Origin of the sequence: Streptomyces sp. NPDC006435, assembly GCF_040612315.1 — a bacterium.
Lineage (GTDB): Bacteria > Actinomycetota > Actinomycetes > Streptomycetales > Streptomycetaceae > Streptomyces.
Genome location: NZ_JBEXPY010000004.1, coordinates 106,630 through 126,008, shown reverse-complemented (window position 1 = coordinate 126,008; position 19,379 = coordinate 106,630). Strand labels below are relative to the sequence as shown.

Here is a 19,379-nt window from a genome sequence, read left to right as displayed (position 1 = left end):
CGCGTCCGGCGATCAGATCCAGCCGCGTTCCCGGGCCAGCAGGGCCGCCTGGGCCCGGCTCGCCGCGCCGAGCTTCTGCATCAGGTCGGCGACGTAGCGCCGGTAGGTCCGCACCGACAGGCCCAGCTCCCGGGCGCCCGCCTCGTCCTTGCCCACGGTGCACATGGACACCAGCACCCGGCGCTCGGTGTCCGACAGGCGGTCGTCGCCCGCCCCGGCCTCCTCGGCGTCCGCCTTCGACAGGTCCTCGGCCTGGTCCCAGATCTTCTCGAAGAGGGCGATGATGTTGGAGACCAGCCCGCTGCGGTGGGCGAGCAGCGCGCCGCGCGAGGTGTCGTGCGGGTCCAGCGGGACCAGCGCGGCCCTGCGGTCGTACACCAGCAGCCGCTCGGCGGTGTGCGCCGTCACCCGGATCGCGGCCCCGTGCTCGACGAGCTCGCGCAGGTATGCGGCGGTTGCCGCATCCTGCAACGCGGCCCGGGCGACGACGTTCCGGATGCGCACACCGCGCCGCAGGCACCGCAGATCCAGCGGGCGGGAGCGGGCGATGTTCTCCGGCGACAGCTTCGTGTACGGCTCCACGGAGAGGATCTCGTCCCGGGCGAAGAAGGCGAGATCGTCGATCCGGTCGCGGATCCGGTCGAGCCCCTCCAGCTGTTCGATGCCCGGCGGGGAGGGTCTGCGGGCCCCCTGCTCCGCGCGTAGACCGTCGACGACGTGCCGGGAACAGGTGACGCGCTGGAGCTCCTGGTGCAGGGCGTGCAGCCGCAGATCGGTCAGCCGGGTCAGCGCGACTTCCGGATCCGTCGGGAAAATGCGCTGGTCAGGGCCTTCCGTGTGGATCAGCCCGAGGTCATGGAGCCGCTCGACGCACGCGCGGGCCGCCTCGGGGGCGGTGTGCAGCAGGAGATGCAGGTCGTCGGCGCAGGTGCCGGGGTTGCGCAGGAAGTGCCGGTAGAGCTCCTCCTCGGCCTCCGCGACCCCGAACACGGACATCTCGTTGTCGCCCACGCGCGCCCCCGCTGACTGATCCGTGCATGGCCGTACACCTCTGGAGGTCACCCGCGGGTGCTGGTCGACGGCTGCTCTGCTCACCGGCTGTGGAATCTTCGGCCAAAGCGTAGACGCTGGGGCCGCTCCTGTGAGGATCCCGGACGCAACTGTGTGGGATGTGGAGATGAACGGTGCGTGGCCCACGACGAGCGGCCCCGGACGTGCGCCGGACGGTAACCGGGGCCCCGCGCACGGGGGAGCGGCACCGGCCGACGACACCCCGACGCCCCGCCGGATTCACCGCCCCGCCGGATTCGCCGCCCCCACGGCCCGACGGATACCGGCCGCCCGCCCGTTCCGACGGACCGGCCGTCGGCCCTTCCCGCCCGGGACGGCTCGTTCCCGGGCCCGGTGACGGGAGCCTTGCCCGAGGAACGGGTGTCATCCGGCGTTCCGGGCCCTCAACAGTACGATCCCGGTGGCCACGACTCCGAGAGCGACCACTGCCAGCACGATGGTCGCAGTGCGCAGCCTCCTCTCGAGGGCTCGGGCGTGAGTACGGCGGATCCTCCGGGTGGGCGTGGGATCCCACCGCTGCTGATCCGCGTCCCACCCGGTCACGGCAGCATTCCGGTGATCGCAGCGGCGGCCACCGCCGCTGCCGTCTGCCCGCCCACGGACCCGGCGGCCCGGCCCGCGAGTACGGCGATTCTCCGGAGCAGTCCTTCTTCGACTCCGCCGCCGGCCCGGATCTCCTCCTCGGCCCGAGCGGCCTCCGTGCGCAGCTCGCCCGTTTCGCCGCGCAGCAGCGTCAGCGCCTCGATCAGCCGAGGTGTCGCCTCGATGAACCGTTCCGACCGGCTGATGGCCTGTGCGTCCGGACCCGAAGCCGCCGCGCCACCAGTCATCCGGCCGATGGAGATGCCACCCGGAAGCGGTGCCGCCACCGGCGGCGGCGAGGGGGTGGCACCGTGGGCGCCGAGCGTCCTGCCGGAATCGTCGGCCGTCGCCCGCGTCCCCGCGGCGACGGCGCCCCCGGCGAACTCGCCGATGACGATGGAGCCCGGCGGTTCCGGGGGCGCTGCGGGCATGTCGGTGCCGGGACCCTCGTCCTCGTCCTCGTTCGTTCCTGCGCTCATTTCCGGTCTCCTTCCGTCGTGCCGGTCGTAGGGGGCGGACACGTCATCGGCCTTGCGGCGAGGCCGGTGACCTCCGCCGCGACTGGCGGCCGATGTTTCTCGCGGTGGCGCCACGACCGGTCGCCACCGCGCCCCCCTGCATGGAGCTGATGTAGACCCCGCCGCTGTTCACCTGGACCACCTGCTGCTTCAGTTCTTTTGTGTCATAGCCCTTCTTGTCCAGCAGTTGGAGAAGGCCGGTGCCGATACGCTCCTGGAGCGTCCTGAGATAGCGTTCGGCGTCCATCGCCTGGAACGGCGACAGAGTCTGCTGCGAGGCCATCTCGCGCACCGATGTCCGAGGCCCGTTGGAGGGCGTCACCTCGAGTGGGTCATGGCGCTTGAACCGTCCTTTTGCCCGGACCGCGCAACTACGTGCCGAATCCGCGGCGGAGAAGACCGCCGCCAACGAGGCCGCCGGGGCCGCCAGCAGGGTCTGCACCGCCGAAACCAACGACAGATCGCGATCCCGCTCGATGATGTCGTCGAGAAGCCTGAACTTCGGCTTCAGCGGGGCCAGGACATGGGGGGCGACCTCCAGCGCCAGCAGCTCACCCTGCGTATGCACGCGGACCAGGACGGAGACCACCATCTGTGAGTCCCACGCGCTCAGCCGGACACGCAGGAAGTGCCGCCTCGCCTCGCCGCCCTCCCCGGCCGACGCGACCAGATGTGCGGTCGTCGTGGCTTCCCGGTGATCGATCCGGTGTCTCGGCGGGCCTGCGGGCAGACAGACCATCTCGTCGATCTCCACCTCCCCGAGCCGGTCCCGGCTCCGCGTGGCCCCGGTGGTCCGGGCCAGATCGGCCACCTTCTGCCGTATCGCGTCCAGCGCCTCCGGGGTGGTGACAGGATCGGAGACGACGGTCCCCGGCTTGGGTTCCAGGTCCATCACCAGCGACCACGACTCGGTGAACTGCCCCTGACCGGCGAACGGGTGGTCCAGGTCGTACAGGGCGATCCGCGAGTGCTGTTCCTGCCGGATGGCCTCACCGATGCTCTGCAGCCGCGCGGACCCGGTCACCTCCTCCCGGGGCTGTTGCCCGAAGGTTTCCTCGTCGAACCGCTCGCGCAGCACCTTCCCGACAGCACGGCGATGGGCCCGCACGGGAACGGACAGCAACAGCGGGAACACCACCGCCGCCCAGTTCGCGGAGTTGTTCCACACGGCGGTGACGGCCGCCCACCAGTAGGCGGTCAGCAGGACCCCGGGTATGAACAGAGTGTGCATGAGCACCCCCCGATTCCCGAGCGGCAGGCTGCTTCCGGTGTGCGCGTCGAAACGGCGGGAAAGGGCCTGTACCAGCCACATCAGCACACTCACGACGGAGTAGGCCAGCACCCAGGTGCCCTTGCCCGGCTCGAGGGAGTCGAAGAGGTCGGGCATGAATTCCGGACACAGCTGAACGAAATTCACCAGGCGCTCAGGGCCATCCTCCGGGGCGGTCAGGTCGTAGGCCCTGGCGAGGCTCCAATCGGTCATCCAGCCGAATTTTCCGCCGCCCAGGTCCACCACCAGGAAGAGCACCCACAGGAACGCGACGCGGCGGCCGGCCCGGAGTCCGAGTCTGCCGGCGCGTAACGCGTGGGCCAGTACCGTCTCCACATCGACATCGGCCGACGGTGCCACCGCCCGCTCGTCGTGCTCGACCAGTTCCTTCACGACGCGGTGCCGGAAAAACGGCTGAAGATAGACGCCTGCACAGAGCAGCCGGGTGATTTCCGAACGGGCACGCTTGCCATGGGGCGAGAGCGGTGGAACTTCTCCGGAATCCGGCTGGGACGGAACCGTCAACGTGCCTCGTTCCTTTCCTGATGTCGCAGATCACGGCTCTTCCATTGCTGTTCCGCCGCCTCTGCGAGCCGCGCGGACGGGGTGGCGGGAGCACAGACTTCAGGGGATCTGTTCGCATGGTGCCCGGTATTCACGGCAGTACGTGACCGGCGTTGGGGAATTCGGTCACCCGGTCTGCCGCACGCCCCGTTGCCGCGCCCGCGCCGGGAAGTCCACGGGCGCGGTTGTCGCACCGGCGTCGTACGCTGGACTCCCCCGGCCCGTGAGACGTGTCGGGCCCTTCGCGTTGCCCCTCGCGCGGCCCTGGCAGCAGCCGGCTGTCGGGATCCGCCCTCGTTCCCGGACGGAAGCCCTTCATGAGTCTGCACGGTCTGCTGGATGTCGTCGTACGTGACCCGGCACTCTCCGAAGCGGTGGAGGCCGCCGGCGACGGCCACCGGATGCATGTGGACCTCGTCGGCCCGCCCGCCGCCCGCCCCTTCGCCGTCGCCGCGCTGGCCCGCGGGACCGGGCGCACCGTGCTCGCCGTCACCGCGACCGGCCGGGAGGCCGAGGACCTGGCCGCCGCGCTGCGCACCCTGCTGCCGCCGGACACGGTCGCGGAGTTCCCGTCCTGGGAGACCCTGCCGCACGAGCGGCTCTCGCCCCGCTCGGACACCGTGGGCCGCCGCCTCGCCGTGCTGCGGCGCCTGGCGCACCCGAGGGAGGACGACCCGGAGACCGGGCCGGTCTCCGTCGTCGTCGCCCCCGTCCGTTCCGTGCTCCAGCCGCAGGTCAAGGGGCTCGGCGACCTGGAGCCGGTGTCGCTGCGCATCGGGCAGGCCGCCGACCTCGGCAAGACGGTCGAGGCACTCTCGGCCGCGGCGTACGCCCGGGTCGAACTGGTCGAGAAGCGCGGCGAGTTCGCCGTGCGCGGCGGCATCCTGGACGTCTTCCCGCCGACCGAGGAACACCCCCTGCGGGTGGAGTTCTGGGGCGACGACGTCGAGGAGATCCGCTACTTCAAGATCGCCGACCAGCGGTCGCTGGAGATCGCCGAACACGGGCTGTGGGCCCCGCCCTGCCGCGAGCTGCTGCTCACCGACGAGGTGCGGGAGCGGGCCGCCGGACTCGCCGAGGCCCACCCCGAACTGGGCGAACTCCTCAACAAGATCGCCGAGGGAATCGCGGTGGAGGGCATGGAGTCCCTCGCCCCGGTCCTCGTCGACGACATGGAGCTGCTGCTCGACGTGCTGCCGAAGGGCTCGATGGCGCTGGTCTGCGACCCGGAGCGGGTCCGCACCCGGGCGGCCGACCTGGTCGCCACCAGCCAGGAGTTCCTCCAGGCGTCCTGGGCCGCCACCGCGGGCGGGGGACAGGCCCCGATCGACGTCGGCGCGGCTTCCCTGTGGGGCATCGCGGACGTCCGGGACCGGGCCCGCGAGCTGGGGATGATGTGGTGGTCGGTCTCCCCGTTCGCGGCCGACGCCGCCGACGAGGAGGACGACACGCTCACGTTCGGCATGCACGCCCCGGAGGCGTACCGCGGCGACACCGCCCGCGCGTTCGCCGACACCAAGGGCTGGATCGCCGACGGCTGGCGCACGGTGTACGTCACCGAGGGTCAGGGCCTGGCCTCCCGCACCGTCGAGGTGCTGGGCGGCGAGGGCATCGCCGCCCGCCTCGACCCGGACCTGGCGGAGGTCTCCCCGTCCGTCGTCCACGTCTCCTGCGGCGCGATCGACCACGGCTTCGTCGACCCGGCGCTGAGGCTCGCCGTCCTGACCGAGACGGACCTCACCGGCCAGCGCACCGCCACCAAGGACCTGGGCCGGATGCCGGCCCGCCGCCGCAAGACGATCGACCCGCTGACACTGGAGACCGGCGACTACATCGTCCACGAACAGCACGGCGTGGGCCGCTACATCGAGATGGTGCAGCGCACCGTGCAGGGCGCCACCCGCGAGTACCTCCTCGTGGAGTACGCCCCCGCCAAGCGCGGCCAGCCCGGCGACCGCCTGTACATCCCGACCGACCAGCTGGAGCAGGTCACCAAGTACGTCGGCGGCGAGGCACCCACCCTGCACCGGCTCGGCGGCGCCGACTGGACCAAGACCAAGGCGCGCGCCAAGAAGGCCGTCAAGGAGATCGCCGCCGACCTGATCAAGCTGTACTCGGCCCGTATGGCGGCCCCCGGCCACACCTTCGGCCCCGACACCCCCTGGCAGCGCGAACTGGAGGACGCCTTCCCGTACGCGGAGACGCCCGACCAGCTCTCCACCATCGCCGAGGTCAAGGAGGACATGGAGAAGTCCGTCCCGATGGACCGGCTGATCTGCGGCGACGTCGGCTACGGCAAGACGGAGATCGCGGTCCGGGCGGCGTTCAAGGCGGTCCAGGACGGCAAGCAGGTCGCCGTCCTCGTGCCCACCACCCTCCTGGTCCAGCAGCACTACGGCACGTTCACCGAGCGCTACTCCCAATTCCCGGTCAATGTACGGGCGTTGAGCCGCTTCCAGTCCGAGGCGGAGTCCAAGGCCACCCTCGAAGGGCTCCGCGAGGGCTCCGTCGACCTGGTCATCGGCACCCACCGCCTCTTCTCCTCCGAGACCAGGTTCAAGGACCTGGGCCTGGTCATCGTCGACGAGGAGCAGCGCTTCGGCGTCGAGCACAAGGAGCAGCTGAAGAAGCTCCGCGCCAACGTGGACGTCCTCACCATGTCCGCGACGCCCATCCCCCGTACGCTCGAAATGGCCGTGACCGGCATCCGCGAGATGTCGACGATCACCACCCCGCCCGAGGAGCGCCACCCGGTCCTCACCTTCGTCGGCCCGTACGAGGAGAAGCAGATCGGCGCGGCCATCCGCCGCGAACTGCTCCGCGAGGGCCAGGCGTTCTACATCCACAACCGGGTCGAGTCGATCGACCGCGCCGCCGCCCGCCTCCGCGAGATCGTCCCGGAGGCCCGGATCGCGACGGCCCACGGCCAGATGTCCGAACAAGCCCTGGAACAGGTGGTGGTGGACTTCTGGGAGAAGAAGTTCGACGTCCTGGTCTCCACGACGATCGTCGAGTCCGGCATCGACATCTCCAACGCCAACACCCTGATCGTGGAGCGCGGCGACAACTTCGGCCTCTCCCAGCTCCACCAGCTGCGCGGCCGGGTCGGCCGGGGCCGCGAGCGCGGCTACGCGTACTTCCTCTACCCGCCGGAGAAGCCGCTCACCGAGACCGCCCACGAACGCCTGGCCACGATCGCCCAGCACACCGAGATGGGCGCGGGCATGTACGTGGCGATGAAGGACCTGGAGATCCGCGGCGCCGGAAACCTCCTGGGCGGCGAGCAGTCCGGCCACATCGCGGGCGTCGGCTTCGACCTGTACGTCCGCATGGTGGGCGAGGCGGTCGCCGACTACCGGGCCTCCCTCGAAGGCGGAGTGGAGGAGGAACCGCCGCTGGAGGTCAAGATCGAGCTCCCGGTCGACGCCCACGTCCCGCACGACTACGCCCCCGGTGAGCGGCTGCGCCTCCAGGCGTACCGCGCCATCGCCTCCGCCAACACGGAGGACGACATCCGGGCCGTGCGGGAGGAGCTGACCGACCGCTACGGCAAGCTCCCCGAGCCGGTCGAGAACCTCCTCCTGGTCGCAGGCCTGCGCATGCTGGCCCGCGCCTGCGGGGTCGGCGAGATCGTGCTCCAGGGCCCGAACATCCGCTTCGCCCCGGTCGAGCTGCGCGAGTCGCAGGAGCTGCGCCTCAAGCGCCTCCACCCCAAGACGGTCATCAAGCCGGCCACCCACCAGATCCTCGTGCCCCGCCCCACCACGGGCCGGATCGGCGGGAAGCCGGTGGTGGGCCGCGAACTGCTGGCGTGGACGGGCGAGTTCCTCACGACGATCCTGGGCTCCTGACCCCGGCGCCCGGTCCCGGCCCCGTCGCACGCGCGCCGGGCACCGGGACCGGGCGCCCCGTCACCCCTGCTGCCGAAGGGCCGTACGCGCCCGGTCGGCGTCTATCACGATCGAGAACTCCTCGAACGCCACCCGCATGACGTCGTCGGGAGTGGGCCGCCGGCCCTCGGGGAGACGATGGGCGGCGAGCCGGGCCGCGCCGCGGGCCAGGATCGCCAGCCGCCGGTCCTCGTCCAGGGTGTCGTCCTGGAGCGCCGCCAGCACCAGCCGCCACAACATCAGCAAACGCTCCCGGCCGCGTGGGTGAGCGGGGCGAACAGACGCGCTCCGACGAGGCAGGCCGGGCCGCGCCCCCGGGGCCGCAGGGCCGGGCGCCCGCCCGGGAGCCCCGGCGCGGACAGCGGGCCGCCGCCCGCGGCCGCCACCGCCGCACGGGCCGCCCCGTGCGTGTACACGGAACGGAGGCGGCCGACGGCGCCGGCCACGACCGCGACGTCGCCGTCCCCCCGGTGGACGACACCGGGGTGCTGGGGCCAGAACGCCACCTGGTCGAGGAAGTCGGGGCCCACCCGGACGACGGTCGTACCGTTCGCCCCCCGGCCCGCGGCGATCCGGTCCACGGGCGGGGCGAACACCAGACGCGCACCGCGAACGGACCCGCGCGACCGCACCGCGACGGACCGGGGCAGGGGCGCCGCCACGACGACGATCGCCCCGGCCCGCAGCGCCCCGAAGTACAGGACGGGGAGAACGGGGTCGCCGCACACCGCGACCTCCACCCGGTCACCGGGACGCACCCCGTGCGCCAGCAGACCGCCGGCGACGCGGGCGCTGAGCTCGTCCAGGTCGAGCAGGGCCAGGACGGTCCCGTCGATCCGCAGTGCAGGCCGCCGGGGGTGGAGCCCGGCCGCATCGGTCAGGACACTGGCGAGATTGGTCACGTCATTCCGCTTTCATGCGCACACGTCGGTCTCAACATGGCGATCCTCACAGCCACCGGACGCCGCGCACCATGTCGACGCCTACAGCGACCTCTGTAGCAGACGACAATGACCTCGTCCCCGTTTCGCCCGTTGTGGGAAGACCGCGGTTCCGGCTGTTCTAGGCTCGCCCCGTGCCCACGACACCATCGCGCCTCCTGGTGGCCGAACTCGCCGAGGCCCTGACGCCCAGACTCGATTCCATCGCCTCGACCATGTCGCAACTCATCTACGAGAACATCGACTTCTACCGGTCCATGGTCGTGGGACCCGAGGACCTGCATGCCTCGATGCGGCTGAACGTCTCCTACGTCCTCAAACACCTCACCGACCACACCTCGGCGACGGTCGACCTGGTCGGCCCCACGGAGACCGGCCGCAAACGGGCCCTGCAGAACGCCCCGTTGCCGGAGGTCCTGCGCGCCTACCGGCTCGGCTTCCGGCACCTCTGGGAGCAACTCCTCGACGCCGCACGGGAAGCGGGCGGCGAGGCTCCCGGCGCCCTGCTGGACTCCGCCTCGCACATCTGGGAGCTGGCGGACGACTACTCGACGGCCCTCACCGACGCCTACCGCGAGACCTGCGCGGAACGGATGGTGGAGACGGACCGCAGGCGCTCCGCCCTGGTCTCCGAACTCATCGACGGGCCCTCGCTGAGCAGCGACACCGTGTGGGAGGTCGCGCGCATGCTCGACTTCCCCTTCCAGGGACGGTTCCTCGTCGTGGCGGCGGAGGTCCGGACCAGCGGCGAACCGCCCCTTCCGGGACTGGACCGGCGACTGCGCGCCCTCGACGTGGGCCACGCCTGGCGCGCACAGCCCGGCTCCGAGATCGGGGTGCTCTCCTGCCCGCCGCGGCAGTCGGTGGAGGAGATCCTCGCCGCCGTGCGCGCCGTCGCGACCAGCCGCGTGGGCGTCAGCCCGCTCTACGAACGGCTCGACCAGACGAGCCGCGCCCTGCGCTACGCCCAGGTCGCCGAACAGTCGCTCACCGCCGACAGCGCGGCGGTGCGCCAGCTCGACGACACCCCGCTGACCGAGCTGGTGATGAACAACCTGGAGACCACCCAGCGCGCCGTGCAGCGCATCCTCGGCGGGGTCCTCTCCCTGCCGGAGGAGGACCGCACCACCCTCCTGGCCACCGCCCGCGGCTGGCTGGAGGCCCATGGCTCGGCGGCCGAGGCGGGCCGCCGCCTGTTCTGCCACCAGAACACGGTCCGCTACCGCATGCACCGTCTGGAGGAGTTCCTGCGGGGCCCCCTGGACGACCCGAAGATCATCGCCGAACTGTCCATGGCCCTCGACGCCGTCGGCACCTTCCCCATGCTCCTGGAGAGCAACCAGCCCCACACCCAGCCCCCGGGCGCCCGTAGCGCGTGACGCCGCTTCAGGCCCCTCCCCGCCGGGCGCGGGACGGCGCGGACACCTTGAACGCGAGCCACACGGTCTTGCCGACGACATGATCGTCGACCCCGAAGCCGTCGGCGAGCTCGTTCACGATGCGTAACCCGCGCCCCGAGCAGGCCTCGGGGTCGGGGTGCCGGAGCACAGGTTGTCCGGGCCCGCTGTCGCGAACCTCCAGCCGCACCGACTCCTCGTCCCGGTGGAGACCGACGCGGAACTCGCGCCCGGGTGGCACGCCGTGGAGCAGCGCGTTGGTGGTGAGCTCCGAGACGCACAGCGCTATGTCCTCGATCAGGAAGTGGAGCTCCCACTCGACGAGGACGCCGGTGACGAAGTCGCGCGAAGCGCCGACAGAGGTGCGCCTGCGGGGAAGCGTCGCTGCTGCGACAGAGGCATGGCGACTCACCGCCTTGCTCACGGTCCGTGATGTGGCGACGACTGTACTGCTATTCGCGAAAAGCGGCAAGGTTTTCCTGTGGTGATGGGACGGGGGCGCTTACCGTGTGGTGCGACAGGTCGGCACGGGCATCGGCTGCGGAGGAGAAGGACATGGGAACGGGTGAATGGACCAGCACTTCGCTGCCGTATCTCGCCGCGCACTCCGGGATCCGGGGCGACGCGTGGGCCGCGGAGGCCGCGGCGGAAGGCCGCCGGGGTGGTCAGCGCATCGTTCGGGCCGGTGAGGTGGCCGCGTCGGCGGAGGTCGCCGGACTCCTGGGGGTTCCGTTCGGCGGACCGGTCGTCGCCCGCCGCAGGATCATGTATCTCGACGACGAGCCCTGCGAGTTGACGGATACGTACTACCCGCTGGACATCGCGGGCGGTACGGCCCTCGCCGGGACGGCGAAGATCAAGGGCGGTGCGATCAGGCTCCTGGCAGAGCTGGGCCACGTGGGCGCACGCGTGCGCGAGGACGTGACCGCGAGACCGGCGACCGATCACGAGTGCGAGCAACTGCGCCTGGCGGCCGGTGAACCCGTGCTGCAACTGACCCGCCTCACCCTCGACGGGACGGACCGGCCCATTCAGGCCGACGTGATGGCCATGCCCCCGCGACGTCAGAAGTTGCGGTACGAGATCAGGATCGGATGACCGTGCCCAGAACCGAAGCCGACGCCTCCGACCGCCGTTCGCTGCACGAGCGGATCGCGGCCGACATCAGGGACCGGATCCTGGGCGGCGACCTCGCTCCGGGCGCCGGCCTGCCCTCCACCGCACACCTCAAGGAGCGGTTCGACGCCTCGAACGCCACGATCCAGAAAGCCCTGCAACTGCTCAAGGACGAGCAACTGGTGATCGGCAGGGCGGGCGCCGCCGTGACGGTCCGCGAACACCGGCAGCGAACCGTCCGCCCGGCCTCGTACATGGCTCCGGCGGCCGAGGGCGAGCCGTACCGCTGGCTGACGGAGAACGCGAAGAACGGCCTCCGGGCCCGCGCCACTCTTCTGGAGGTCGCCGAGTGCGAGCCGCCCGCGGACGTGGCGGAGGCTCTCGGTCTCCAGGAGTCCGGGGCCGCGCTCCTGCGGCACCAACTCCTCACCATCGACGACGAACCGGCCGAGCTCGTCTCCTCGTACTACCCGCTGGAGATCGTGCGCGGCACGGCGATGACGGAACGCCGGAAGATCCCCGGAGGCGCCCCCACTCTGCTTGCCGAGCTGGGTTACCCACCGCGGCTCAGCGTGGACCGGGTCTCCGCGCGGGTCCCGACACAGGAGCAGTACCGGGCCCTGCGGCTGCCCGGTGACCTTCCGGTGCTCCGCACCCTGCGCGTCGTCCACAGTGACGGCGACCGGCCCGTCGAGGCGACCGTCATGGTCAAGGCGGGGCATCTGTACGAGCTGCAGTACGAGTTCACGGCCGGGTGAACGCGGCAGGAGGCAACGCAGGCGCGATCAGCCGGCGTTCTCCCGGACGTCCTGGACGTCCTGGACTTCTTGGGCTTCCTGGACCTCCCGGGCCACCCGTTCCAGCCGGGCGTGGTGGTTCTTCCACCAGGCCGGGTCGTGGGACGGCAGGCTGTCCTGGACCGGGGTGTAGCCGGTGGAGCCGTCGATGAGTTCCCGCACCACGTCGGCGTGGCCGGCATGGCGCTGGGTGTCGGAGATGACACGGATCAGGAGGTGGTGGAGCGTCACCTCCCGGCGCTCCTCGGGCCACCACGGGACGTGACCGGTCGCGTCGAGGTCGAGGGCCCCGATCGTGCTGTCGGAGTGCGCCCAGGCCCGGTGGTACAGCCCGACGACGTCCTCGCGGGACTCGTCCGCGGTGGCCCACATGTCCGCGTTGGGCTCCGCGTCCCGCGTATACCACCAGGACGGCGTCTCCCCGGTGAAGAACGGCCGCCCGAACGTGTCGCCGAAGTAGCCCAGCTCCACGCCCGCGAGGTGCTTGAGCAGCCCGAGCAGGTTCGTGCCCGTGGGGGTCAGCGGGCGGCGTATGTCGTACTCGGAGAGCCCGTCGAGCTTCCACACGAGGGCGTCGCGCCCCTGTTGCAGGTACTGGAGAAGGTCCGCTTTCGGGTTCGGCTCGATCATGCCGGGAAGTCTCGCACCCGGCACTGACAAGGGGGCCGCGGCCGGTGCCCCCGGAGTGGTGCAGGGTCAGTGCCGGATCAGGCCGCCGACCGGTACGGGGGCGACGTGGCCGGTCGCCGGGGTGGTGCGGGCCAGGGCGAGGCCGATGTCGACCAGGGACGACCGGCGCAGGCCGGTGACGTCGGGGAGCGGGGTCCAGGCCGACTCGACGGTGTCGCCGTTCGGTTCGGGGCGGAGCCGGCCGCCGGTGACGCGGACCCGGTAGAAGACGCCGACGTTCTGGTGGTCGGGACCACCGGGCACGGCGCGTTCGGCGGCGGGGATCAGCCGTGAGTCCACGCCCAGCAGGCGTTCGACCACCGCCTCGCAGCCGGTCTCCTCGGCGACCTCCCGGACCACCGCGTCGAACGGGTCCTCCCCGTGCTCGACCCTGCCGCCCGGAAGGGTCCAGGTCCGCGAGACGTGATGGGCGAGCAGCACCCGCCCCTCCTCGACACACACGGCGTACGCCGCCAGCCGGAAACTCATCCTCGTACCTCCCGCCGGACATTGTGCCGGGGCGGGGTGAGGGTGCCGGCCCGCCCCCGGTCCCGCCGGTGCGTTCAGGAGCTCTCTGGTGCGAACAGCAGCTCCGCGAGCGACCGGAAGACCGCCTCGGGGTCCTGCGTGCCCACCGCCCCGTCCAGGTTGCCGCTGAGCAGCAGCGTGGCGAAGCCGTGGGCCAGTGACCAGGCGGCCACGCCCGCGAGCCGGTCGTCGTCGCCGCGCCCGGTGGCGGGGAGGCCGGTGACGCCCGCGCGCAGTTCGGCCGAGGCCCGGTCCTTCGCGGCGAGGAGTTCGGGGTCGTCGGCACGGTGGAGGTCCGGCCGGAACATCACGTGGAAGTGCGCCGGGTGGTCGGCGGCGAAGCGTACGTACCGCACGCCCCGCTCCTTGAGGTCCGGGGCCGCGGCCAGTTCGTCGGCGAAGAGGGCGTAGCCCTCGGCGGCGATGGCGGTGAGCAGGCCCGTGCGGTCCTTGAAGTGGTGGGCGGGGGCCGCGTGGGAGACGCCGGCCCGGCGTGCCAGGTCGCGCAGGCTCAGTGCGCCCGGCCCCTCGGTGCGGATGACGTCGAGTGCGGCGGTGAGGACGGCTCGTCGCAGGTCGCCGTGGTGGTAGGCGCGCTCGCTGGTCATGTGCAGCAGATTACGCGGAATCTTGTCATTGACAAGTTCTGGGAGGGGGAGCACTCTGAGGATCTAGTCAGTGACAAGATCGATGACGTCGCGGAGGGCGGAGACATGTCCGAGGAGCTGGGCCGGGTACGGCGGATGTGGCACCTGCTGGAACCCCTGCACGCCGTCCTGTACTACGCGCCGGAAGCCGTCGAGGAGGTCGCCGCGCTCGGGTACCGCACCGATGAGCGGTGGCCCGGCTACTTCGCCTGGCGCGCGGCGCCGCTCGGGGCGGCCGGTGCGGGGCGGGTGGCCGACACGTTCCACAGCTTCAGTCCGGCGATGGTGGGCGAATACGTGCCCGCCGTCTGGTCCGTCGCCTCCCCGGACACGGTGCTCGCGGCCCGGACGCGGGCGGTCGACCGCAGCTGCCGGAAGGTGCTCGGGGACGCGGTCGCCGGACCGGGACCGGGCGAGGCCGCCGCGCTCGTGCGGCGCGTCGCGGAGGCCGCCGACACCGCCGGCCGGCCGCTCGCCGCGGCCAACGCCGCCCTGCCCCGGCCGGACGAGCCGCACCTCGCGCTCTGGTGGGCGGCCACGGTGCTGCGCGAGCACCGCGGCGACGGCCATGTCGCGGCGCTCGTGGAGGCGGGGCTCGACCCGGTCGAGTCGCTGGTCTCCTTCGCCGCCGTCGGCGCGGCGCGCCCGGAGGTGTTCGCGAGCCGGGGATGGAGCGGGGCGGAGTGGCGGGACGCCCGGCAACGGCTCGTGAAGCGTGGCCTGTTGGACGAGGACGGCACGGCGACCGAAGCGGGGCGGGCGCTGCATGTCGAGGTCGAGCGGCGTACGGACGAGGCGGCCGCGGCCCCGTGGCGGGTGCTCGGCGAGGGGGAGCGGGAGCGGCTCGTCGAACTGCTGGAGCCGCTCTGGGTGGCGGTGATCGGGTCCGGGACGCTGCCTTCCGAGACGACGCTGGGCATCGGGAAGGTGTGAGCGGCCGGAAGGTCGGACGGTGTGATTCCGGCCGCACCCCGGGCGTGGCGTGCTCATGAATGCCCGCGGGCGGGGAAGGCATCCTTACGATTTCATGATTCTGCTTTCTCCCCGTCAGGACGGCTTCACGTGATATCTCCCCGTGTGTACCGAGCGACCCTGCCCGCCCTCGGCGCGGTGGCGGCGCTGACCCTGGCCGGCTGCGATCTCGAACCGTCGTCCTCGGAGGAGGGCGGCCGGGCCGTCACCGGGTTCGGGGCCAGCCCGCTGGACAACGCCGACGGCACGAAGCCGGGGCTCGCGCCGCTCACGTCCGAGGCGGACCGCGCGGCCGGCCGGAAGATCATCGAGAAGGTGGCGACGAAGGGGCGGGGGCCGAAGACCGGGTACGCGCGCGAGGAGTTCGGCTACGCGTGGAAGGACTCGATCGACGGGCTGGCGCTCGCCAGGAACGGCTGCGACACCCGCAACGACCTCCTCGCCAGGGACGGCAAGGACGTGAAGCTCCGGTCCGGTTCGGACTGCGTGGTCGTGTCGATGACCCTCAAGGACCCGTACACCGGCTCGACCATCGACTGGACCAAGCAGCGGCCCACCAGGATCCAGATCGACCACGTCATGCCGCTCTCGTACGACTGGCAGATGGGGGCCTCGCACTGGGACCGGGACAAGCGGCAGCGGATCGCCAACGACCCGCTCAACCTCCTCCCGGTGGACGGCCCGGCCAACAGCGCCAAGCGGGATTCGGGGCCGGCGTCCTGGCTGCCGCCGTACAAGCCGGTCCGCTGCTCCTATGCGGTGCGGTTCGCGCAGGTCTCGCTGAAGTACGAACTGCCCGTCACCGCCGCCGACAAGAAGGCGATGCTGGAGCAGTGCGGCGGGTGAGCCGGAAGGGGTGAGCGGTGGCGGCCGGCCCGTGCTTCCGGCCAGGTCCACGGGCCGTGTCCGGGTGTCAGAGTCCCGCGCCGCCGGTCGCGTCGATCACCCGGCCGGTCACCCAGCGGGCGTCGTCGGAGGCGAGGAACGCCACGATGTCGGCGATGTCCTCGGGGCGGCCGACCCGGCCCAGTGCGGCGAGCGACGCGGCGTGCGCCTCGGCCTCCGCGTCGCCGCGCAGCCAGGCCGCGTTGACGTCGGTGTCGACGATGCCCGGGGCCACCGAATTGGCCGTGATGCCGCGCGGGCCGAGCTCCTTGGCCAGGTTGAGGGTGAAGGTGTCCAGGGCGCCCTTGGTCGAGGCGTAGGCGATGATCTCCGGCATGGCGATGCGGGCCGCGCCGCTGGAGATGTTGATGATCCGGCCGCCGTCGCGCAGCCGGTCCAGCCCCTCCCGCACGATGAAGAACGGCGCCCGGACGTTGACGGCGAACAGCTCGTCGAACGCCTCCTCGGTGAGTGACGCAAGATCCGAACTCCGGCCTATACCGGCGTTGTTGACGATGATGTCCACGCCGCCGCCGGGGACGTGCTCGGTGATCCCGGCGTCGAAGGCGGACCACAGGGCCTCCGCGTCGCCGTGCGCCCCCAGCTCCGCCCGGATCGCGAACGCCGCCCCGCCCCTCGCCCGGATGCCCGCCACGACCTCCTCGGCCGCCGCCGTCGCACGGGCGTGGGCGACGGCCACGACCGCTCCGTCCCGCCCGAGCCGTTCCGCGATGCCCCGGCCGATGCCCCTGCTGCCGCCGGTGACGAGTGCGACCTTGCCTTCGAGTGCGTGAGTGGTCATGGCTGTGCCCACTGCCCTTCCCTCCGGGAGCCCCATTTGTTGAGTGCTCGCTCAAAAATAAGCTAGCACGACTTCTTGAGCGGGCGTTCTAGAATGTGCGGCATGAGTGACGACGACGGCGGTGGCGGCACGGGCGGCGGTGGCGGCACGGGGAGTGGCCGCGGCGGCAGGGGTGGCGCGGCGCGTGGTCGTCCGCGCTCCTTCGACCGGGACGCGGCGCTCGCCGCGGCCACCCGGCTGTTCTGGGAACGGGGCTACGGGGCGACCTCGGTCGGTGAGTTGACCGAGGCGATGGGCATCAGGCCGGGCAGCCTCTACGCCGCCTTCGGGGACAAGCGGTCGCTCTTCGAGGAGTCGGTCCGGGCGTACGGGCAAAGCCCCGTCGGGGCGTTCATGGGCAACGCACTGGAGGAGGAGCCCACGGCGTACGGCGCGTTCGCGCGCATCCTGCGCGAGGCGGCGGAGATCTACTGCGACCCCTCCCATCCGGCGGGCTGCCTGACGATCACCGCCGCCACCAACATCGCCCCGCAGGACGCCGAGGTCGCCGCCTTTCTCCGCGACCTGCGCAACGCCAACATCACGGCCTGGGAGTCACGGCTGCGGGCGGCGCAGAGGGAGGGCGAGCTTCCGGCGTACGTCGATGTCCGGGTCCTGGCCGGCTACTTCGCGATGGTGATCCAGGGCATGTCGCAGCGGTCCCGGGACGGGGCGGGCCGGGCCGAACTCGCCGGGATCGCCGAACTGGCCCTGGCCGCGTGGCCCGGGGGAAGGCCGTCGGCGGGGGCTGTGGCCGGGGATGCGGCTGAGTCCCCCTCCTGAAGGGGGCTGTGGCCGTGCCGGGCGGACGGCGGACGCGCGGAACCCGCCCCGGGGCGGGGCGGGTTCCGGCGGTGCGGTTCACGGAGGAGGGCGGGTCAGGGCTTCGGCTGCCGCGCCGTGAACGGCTTGCCGAACTCCGAGAACTCGACCGTCACGGGGGCCGCGCCGTGCCCCGTGCCGTCGGGGCCGGGCGCGGCGCGCAGCTCCAGGAGGTAGGGGCGGCCGTCGGTGGCGATGCTCGCCGACCACTTCCGGCCGTCCGCCCCGCCGGTGACGGCCAGGGCGGGCGTACCGGAGGCGGGCTCGGAGGAGGGGCCCGCGGAGGCGGGTTCTTCATCGGGGGAGGGTGCGGTCACCCTTCCCTTGCGGGCCGTTCCGCTCGTCGGCGCGAGGAGGCCGAGGAACGTCTCCCGGTCGCAGTAGCGCTCGGCCGTCCTCGCCTGCCGGTCGCCGTCGGCGGGCTCCACCCAGCGGCCGGTGAGCCTCTCGACCTCGGCGTCCCCGCGCGGGCCCCGTGCGGTGGGGGCCGCCCGCAGCATCGCGGCGTCGGAGCGGGTGCGGACCGTGCCGCCCGTCCGGACCAGCTCCAGGGTGCCCGCCGCGCCCATGGAGAGCGTGACCGTGCACGCGCCCCTGACGTCCGTGGCGATATACGCCTCGACCGGGCCGTCGGGTGTCGTCGTCCGCACCATCATGCGCACCGCCTTGGCGGCCCGGGTCGCCGCGAGGGCCTTGTTGACGACCTCGGGGCCGGTCAGCCGCGCGTAGGGGGCGGCGGCTTCGGGCGCGTCGTCCGGGAGCATGTCGCAGGCCGTCGCGAGGACGAGGGCGGTCGCGGCGCTCAGGGCGGCCGCCGAGACACGGGCGGGAAGGCGCATGGTGGATCGGCTCCGGTCGGGGCGGGAGGGGACGGGTCCGGCGACGGGGAGCGAAGCCCCCGGGAGGGTCAGAGCTTCAGGTCCCACTGGGAGGCGTCGTACGTGAAGCCGGGGTTGACCTCGACCGTCAGGTTCTTGGCGTCGGCGGGGGCGTCGAAGGCGAACTGGACGGTGACCTTCTTGCCCGGCAGGACCGTGCCGCTGAAGCCCGCGCCGACCTTGTCGTCGAAGATCTGCTCGGCGTCCACGCCCTCCTTGCCGGCGCGGGCCGTGACGTTGACGAGCGCGGAGTCGAACTTCTCCTTGCCGGAGTTCTCGATGACGACGGCGACCCGGTATGCCTTGTTGCCCTTGGTGTGACCGGCGGCGTACTCGTCCGGGGCGTACGAGGTGGCGTCGCCGACCGTGACCGTCAGGTCGTCGTCGTACACGGCCGAGTCCCCGGCCTCCAGCGCCTCGGCGGTGTCCTTCTTCTCGCCCTTCCCGGCCGCGCCGCCGCCCTCGGCGGAATCCCCGCCGGGCTTCGGCTTCGCGGAGGCCGTGGTCTCCGAGAGCGCCTTGTCGATGTCGTTCACCGCGTCGTCCACGGCCTTGAACGTGATCACCGCTCCCACCACCGCGAGGATCAGCGAGACCAGTCCGAGGGCGGCGCCGAAGGTGGTCACGCCCTTGTTGGTGGCCTCGCCGCGCTTGGCCCGGCCCCGGCCCGCCAGGCCCAGGACCAGGGCGATGACGCCGAGGACGCCCGCCAGCCAGAACAGCAGCGGGATCAGTCCCGACACGGCGCCGATGACACCCAGTACGAGCGCGGCGATGCCCAGTCCGTTGCGGGCCGGGCGCACACCCGGCGTCTGGACCGGGCCGTACGGCTGCTGGGGCTGCGGGGACTGCGGCGACTGCGTGAACTGGGACATGGCTGTGCCCTCCGGCAAAAGCAGATGAGTGGTGAGCGGTTCCGTGCATCGCTCCGTTGCAGCGACGGGTCAATAACAGCAGAGCTTGTGAACCGAGTCAACACGATTCACGACGG

The 19,379-nt window shown here is 72.0% G+C and carries 19 protein-coding genes; 7 read left to right on the top strand and 12 right to left on the bottom strand.

Features of this window, described 5'->3' with window-relative positions; genetic code table 11:
- Positions 1–12 precede the first annotated feature (12 nt).
- The 3 genes from ABZZ04_RS06570 to ABZZ04_RS06560 all read right to left on the bottom strand — a co-directional run bounded on the left by ABZZ04_RS06570 (position 13) and on the right by ABZZ04_RS06560 (position 3,966).
- Positions 13–1,011 (bottom strand): helix-turn-helix transcriptional regulator, encoded by a 999-nt coding sequence (locus ABZZ04_RS06570; protein ID WP_356931069.1) that lies wholly within the window; start codon positions 1,009–1,011, stop codon positions 13–15.
- Positions 1,012–1,610: 599 nt separating this feature from the next.
- Entirely contained in the window at positions 1,611–2,132 is a 522-nt protein-coding gene (locus ABZZ04_RS06565) for a hypothetical protein (RefSeq protein ID WP_356931068.1), read from the bottom strand.
- Positions 2,133–2,175: 43 nt separating this feature from the next.
- Entirely contained in the window at positions 2,176–3,966 is a 1,791-nt protein-coding gene (locus ABZZ04_RS06560; RefSeq protein ID WP_356931067.1) for a hypothetical protein, read from the bottom strand.
- Between the two features lie 356 nt (positions 3,967–4,322).
- On the opposite strand from ABZZ04_RS06560, the gene mfd reads away from it, so the two are divergent.
- On the top strand, positions 4,323–7,856 hold the full coding sequence (gene mfd / locus ABZZ04_RS06555) for a transcription-repair coupling factor (protein WP_356931066.1): 3,534 nt from the start codon (positions 4,323–4,325) through the stop codon (positions 7,854–7,856).
- A 60-nt stretch (positions 7,857–7,916) separates the two neighbouring features.
- Here mfd and ABZZ04_RS06550 read toward each other — a convergent pair whose 3' ends face one another.
- Both ABZZ04_RS06550 and ABZZ04_RS06545 read right to left on the bottom strand, forming a co-directional pair.
- The gene (locus tag ABZZ04_RS06550) at positions 7,917–8,135 is read right to left on the bottom strand and encodes a hypothetical protein (RefSeq protein WP_356931065.1); all 219 of its coding nucleotides are present in this window, start codon (positions 8,133–8,135) and stop codon (positions 7,917–7,919) included.
- The gene (locus ABZZ04_RS06545; protein WP_356931064.1) at positions 8,135–8,797 is read right to left on the bottom strand and encodes an AMP-binding protein; all 663 of its coding nucleotides are present in this window, start codon (positions 8,795–8,797) and stop codon (positions 8,135–8,137) included. The genes ABZZ04_RS06550 and ABZZ04_RS06545 overlap by 1 nt, the downstream gene beginning before the upstream one ends.
- A 173-nt stretch (positions 8,798–8,970) precedes the next feature.
- Between ABZZ04_RS06545 and ABZZ04_RS06540 the strand changes: the two genes are divergently transcribed.
- A complete protein-coding gene (locus ABZZ04_RS06540) occupies positions 8,971–10,215 on the top strand; it encodes a helix-turn-helix domain-containing protein (RefSeq protein WP_356931063.1) in 1,245 nt (414 codons plus the stop codon).
- A 7-nt stretch (positions 10,216–10,222) separates the two neighbouring features.
- Here the strand turns inward: ABZZ04_RS06540 and ABZZ04_RS06535 are convergent, their stop codons facing one another.
- Positions 10,223–10,657 carry an ATP-binding protein gene (locus ABZZ04_RS06535; protein ID WP_356931062.1) on the bottom strand — a complete coding sequence of 145 codons (435 nt, stop codon included), beginning with the start codon at positions 10,655–10,657 and terminating at the stop codon, positions 10,223–10,225.
- 131 nt (positions 10,658–10,788) lie between these two features.
- On the opposite strand from ABZZ04_RS06535, the gene ABZZ04_RS06530 reads away from it, so the two are divergent.
- Both ABZZ04_RS06530 and ABZZ04_RS06525 read left to right on the top strand, forming a co-directional pair.
- Positions 10,789–11,331, top strand: a complete 543-nt coding sequence (locus tag ABZZ04_RS06530; protein ID WP_356931061.1) for a UTRA domain-containing protein — start codon at positions 10,789–10,791, stop codon at positions 11,329–11,331.
- The gene (locus tag ABZZ04_RS06525; RefSeq protein WP_356931060.1) at positions 11,328–12,107 is read left to right on the top strand and encodes a GntR family transcriptional regulator; all 780 of its coding nucleotides are present in this window, start codon (positions 11,328–11,330) and stop codon (positions 12,105–12,107) included. The genes ABZZ04_RS06530 and ABZZ04_RS06525 overlap by 4 nt, the downstream gene beginning before the upstream one ends.
- A gap of 27 nt (positions 12,108–12,134) precedes the next feature.
- Here ABZZ04_RS06525 and ABZZ04_RS06520 read toward each other — a convergent pair whose 3' ends face one another.
- From ABZZ04_RS06520 to ABZZ04_RS06510, 3 genes are all read right to left on the bottom strand, one after another.
- Positions 12,135–12,776: a DinB family protein gene (locus tag ABZZ04_RS06520; protein WP_356931059.1), complete on the bottom strand. Its 642-nt coding sequence runs from the start codon at positions 12,774–12,776 to the stop codon at positions 12,135–12,137.
- Positions 12,777–12,842: 66 nt separating this feature from the next.
- On the bottom strand, positions 12,843–13,304 hold the full coding sequence (locus tag ABZZ04_RS06515; protein WP_356931058.1) for an NUDIX domain-containing protein: 462 nt from the start codon (positions 13,302–13,304) through the stop codon (positions 12,843–12,845).
- Positions 13,305–13,378: 74 nt separating this feature from the next.
- Positions 13,379–13,951 carry a TetR/AcrR family transcriptional regulator gene (locus ABZZ04_RS06510; protein ID WP_356931057.1) on the bottom strand — a complete coding sequence of 191 codons (573 nt, stop codon included), beginning with the start codon at positions 13,949–13,951 and terminating at the stop codon, positions 13,379–13,381.
- A 105-nt stretch (positions 13,952–14,056) separates the two neighbouring features.
- On the opposite strand from ABZZ04_RS06510, the gene ABZZ04_RS06505 reads away from it, so the two are divergent.
- Entirely contained in the window at positions 14,057–14,923 is an 867-nt protein-coding gene (locus tag ABZZ04_RS06505) for a hypothetical protein (RefSeq protein WP_356931056.1), read from the top strand.
- A gap of 129 nt (positions 14,924–15,052) precedes the next feature.
- Entirely contained in the window at positions 15,053–15,808 is a 756-nt protein-coding gene (locus ABZZ04_RS06500; protein ID WP_356931055.1) for an HNH endonuclease family protein, read from the top strand.
- Positions 15,809–15,875: 67 nt separating this feature from the next.
- On the opposite strand, the gene ABZZ04_RS06495 is transcribed toward ABZZ04_RS06500, so the two are convergent.
- The gene (locus tag ABZZ04_RS06495; RefSeq protein ID WP_356931054.1) at positions 15,876–16,649 is read right to left on the bottom strand and encodes an SDR family oxidoreductase; all 774 of its coding nucleotides are present in this window, start codon (positions 16,647–16,649) and stop codon (positions 15,876–15,878) included.
- A gap of 102 nt (positions 16,650–16,751) precedes the next feature.
- On the opposite strand from ABZZ04_RS06495, the gene ABZZ04_RS06490 reads away from it, so the two are divergent.
- Positions 16,752–17,471, top strand: coding sequence for a TetR/AcrR family transcriptional regulator (locus tag ABZZ04_RS06490; protein ID WP_356931053.1), 720 nt, complete (start codon positions 16,752–16,754; stop codon positions 17,469–17,471).
- 95 nt (positions 17,472–17,566) lie between these two features.
- On the opposite strand, the gene ABZZ04_RS06485 is transcribed toward ABZZ04_RS06490, so the two are convergent.
- Together ABZZ04_RS06485 and ABZZ04_RS06480 are read right to left on the bottom strand one after the other, a co-directional pair.
- Entirely contained in the window at positions 17,567–18,349 is a 783-nt protein-coding gene (locus ABZZ04_RS06485) for a hypothetical protein (RefSeq protein ID WP_356931052.1), read from the bottom strand.
- A 68-nt stretch (positions 18,350–18,417) separates the two neighbouring features.
- On the bottom strand, positions 18,418–19,263 hold the full coding sequence (locus ABZZ04_RS06480; protein WP_356931051.1) for a DUF4190 domain-containing protein: 846 nt from the start codon (positions 19,261–19,263) through the stop codon (positions 18,418–18,420).
- Positions 19,264–19,379: the final 116 nt, after the last annotated feature.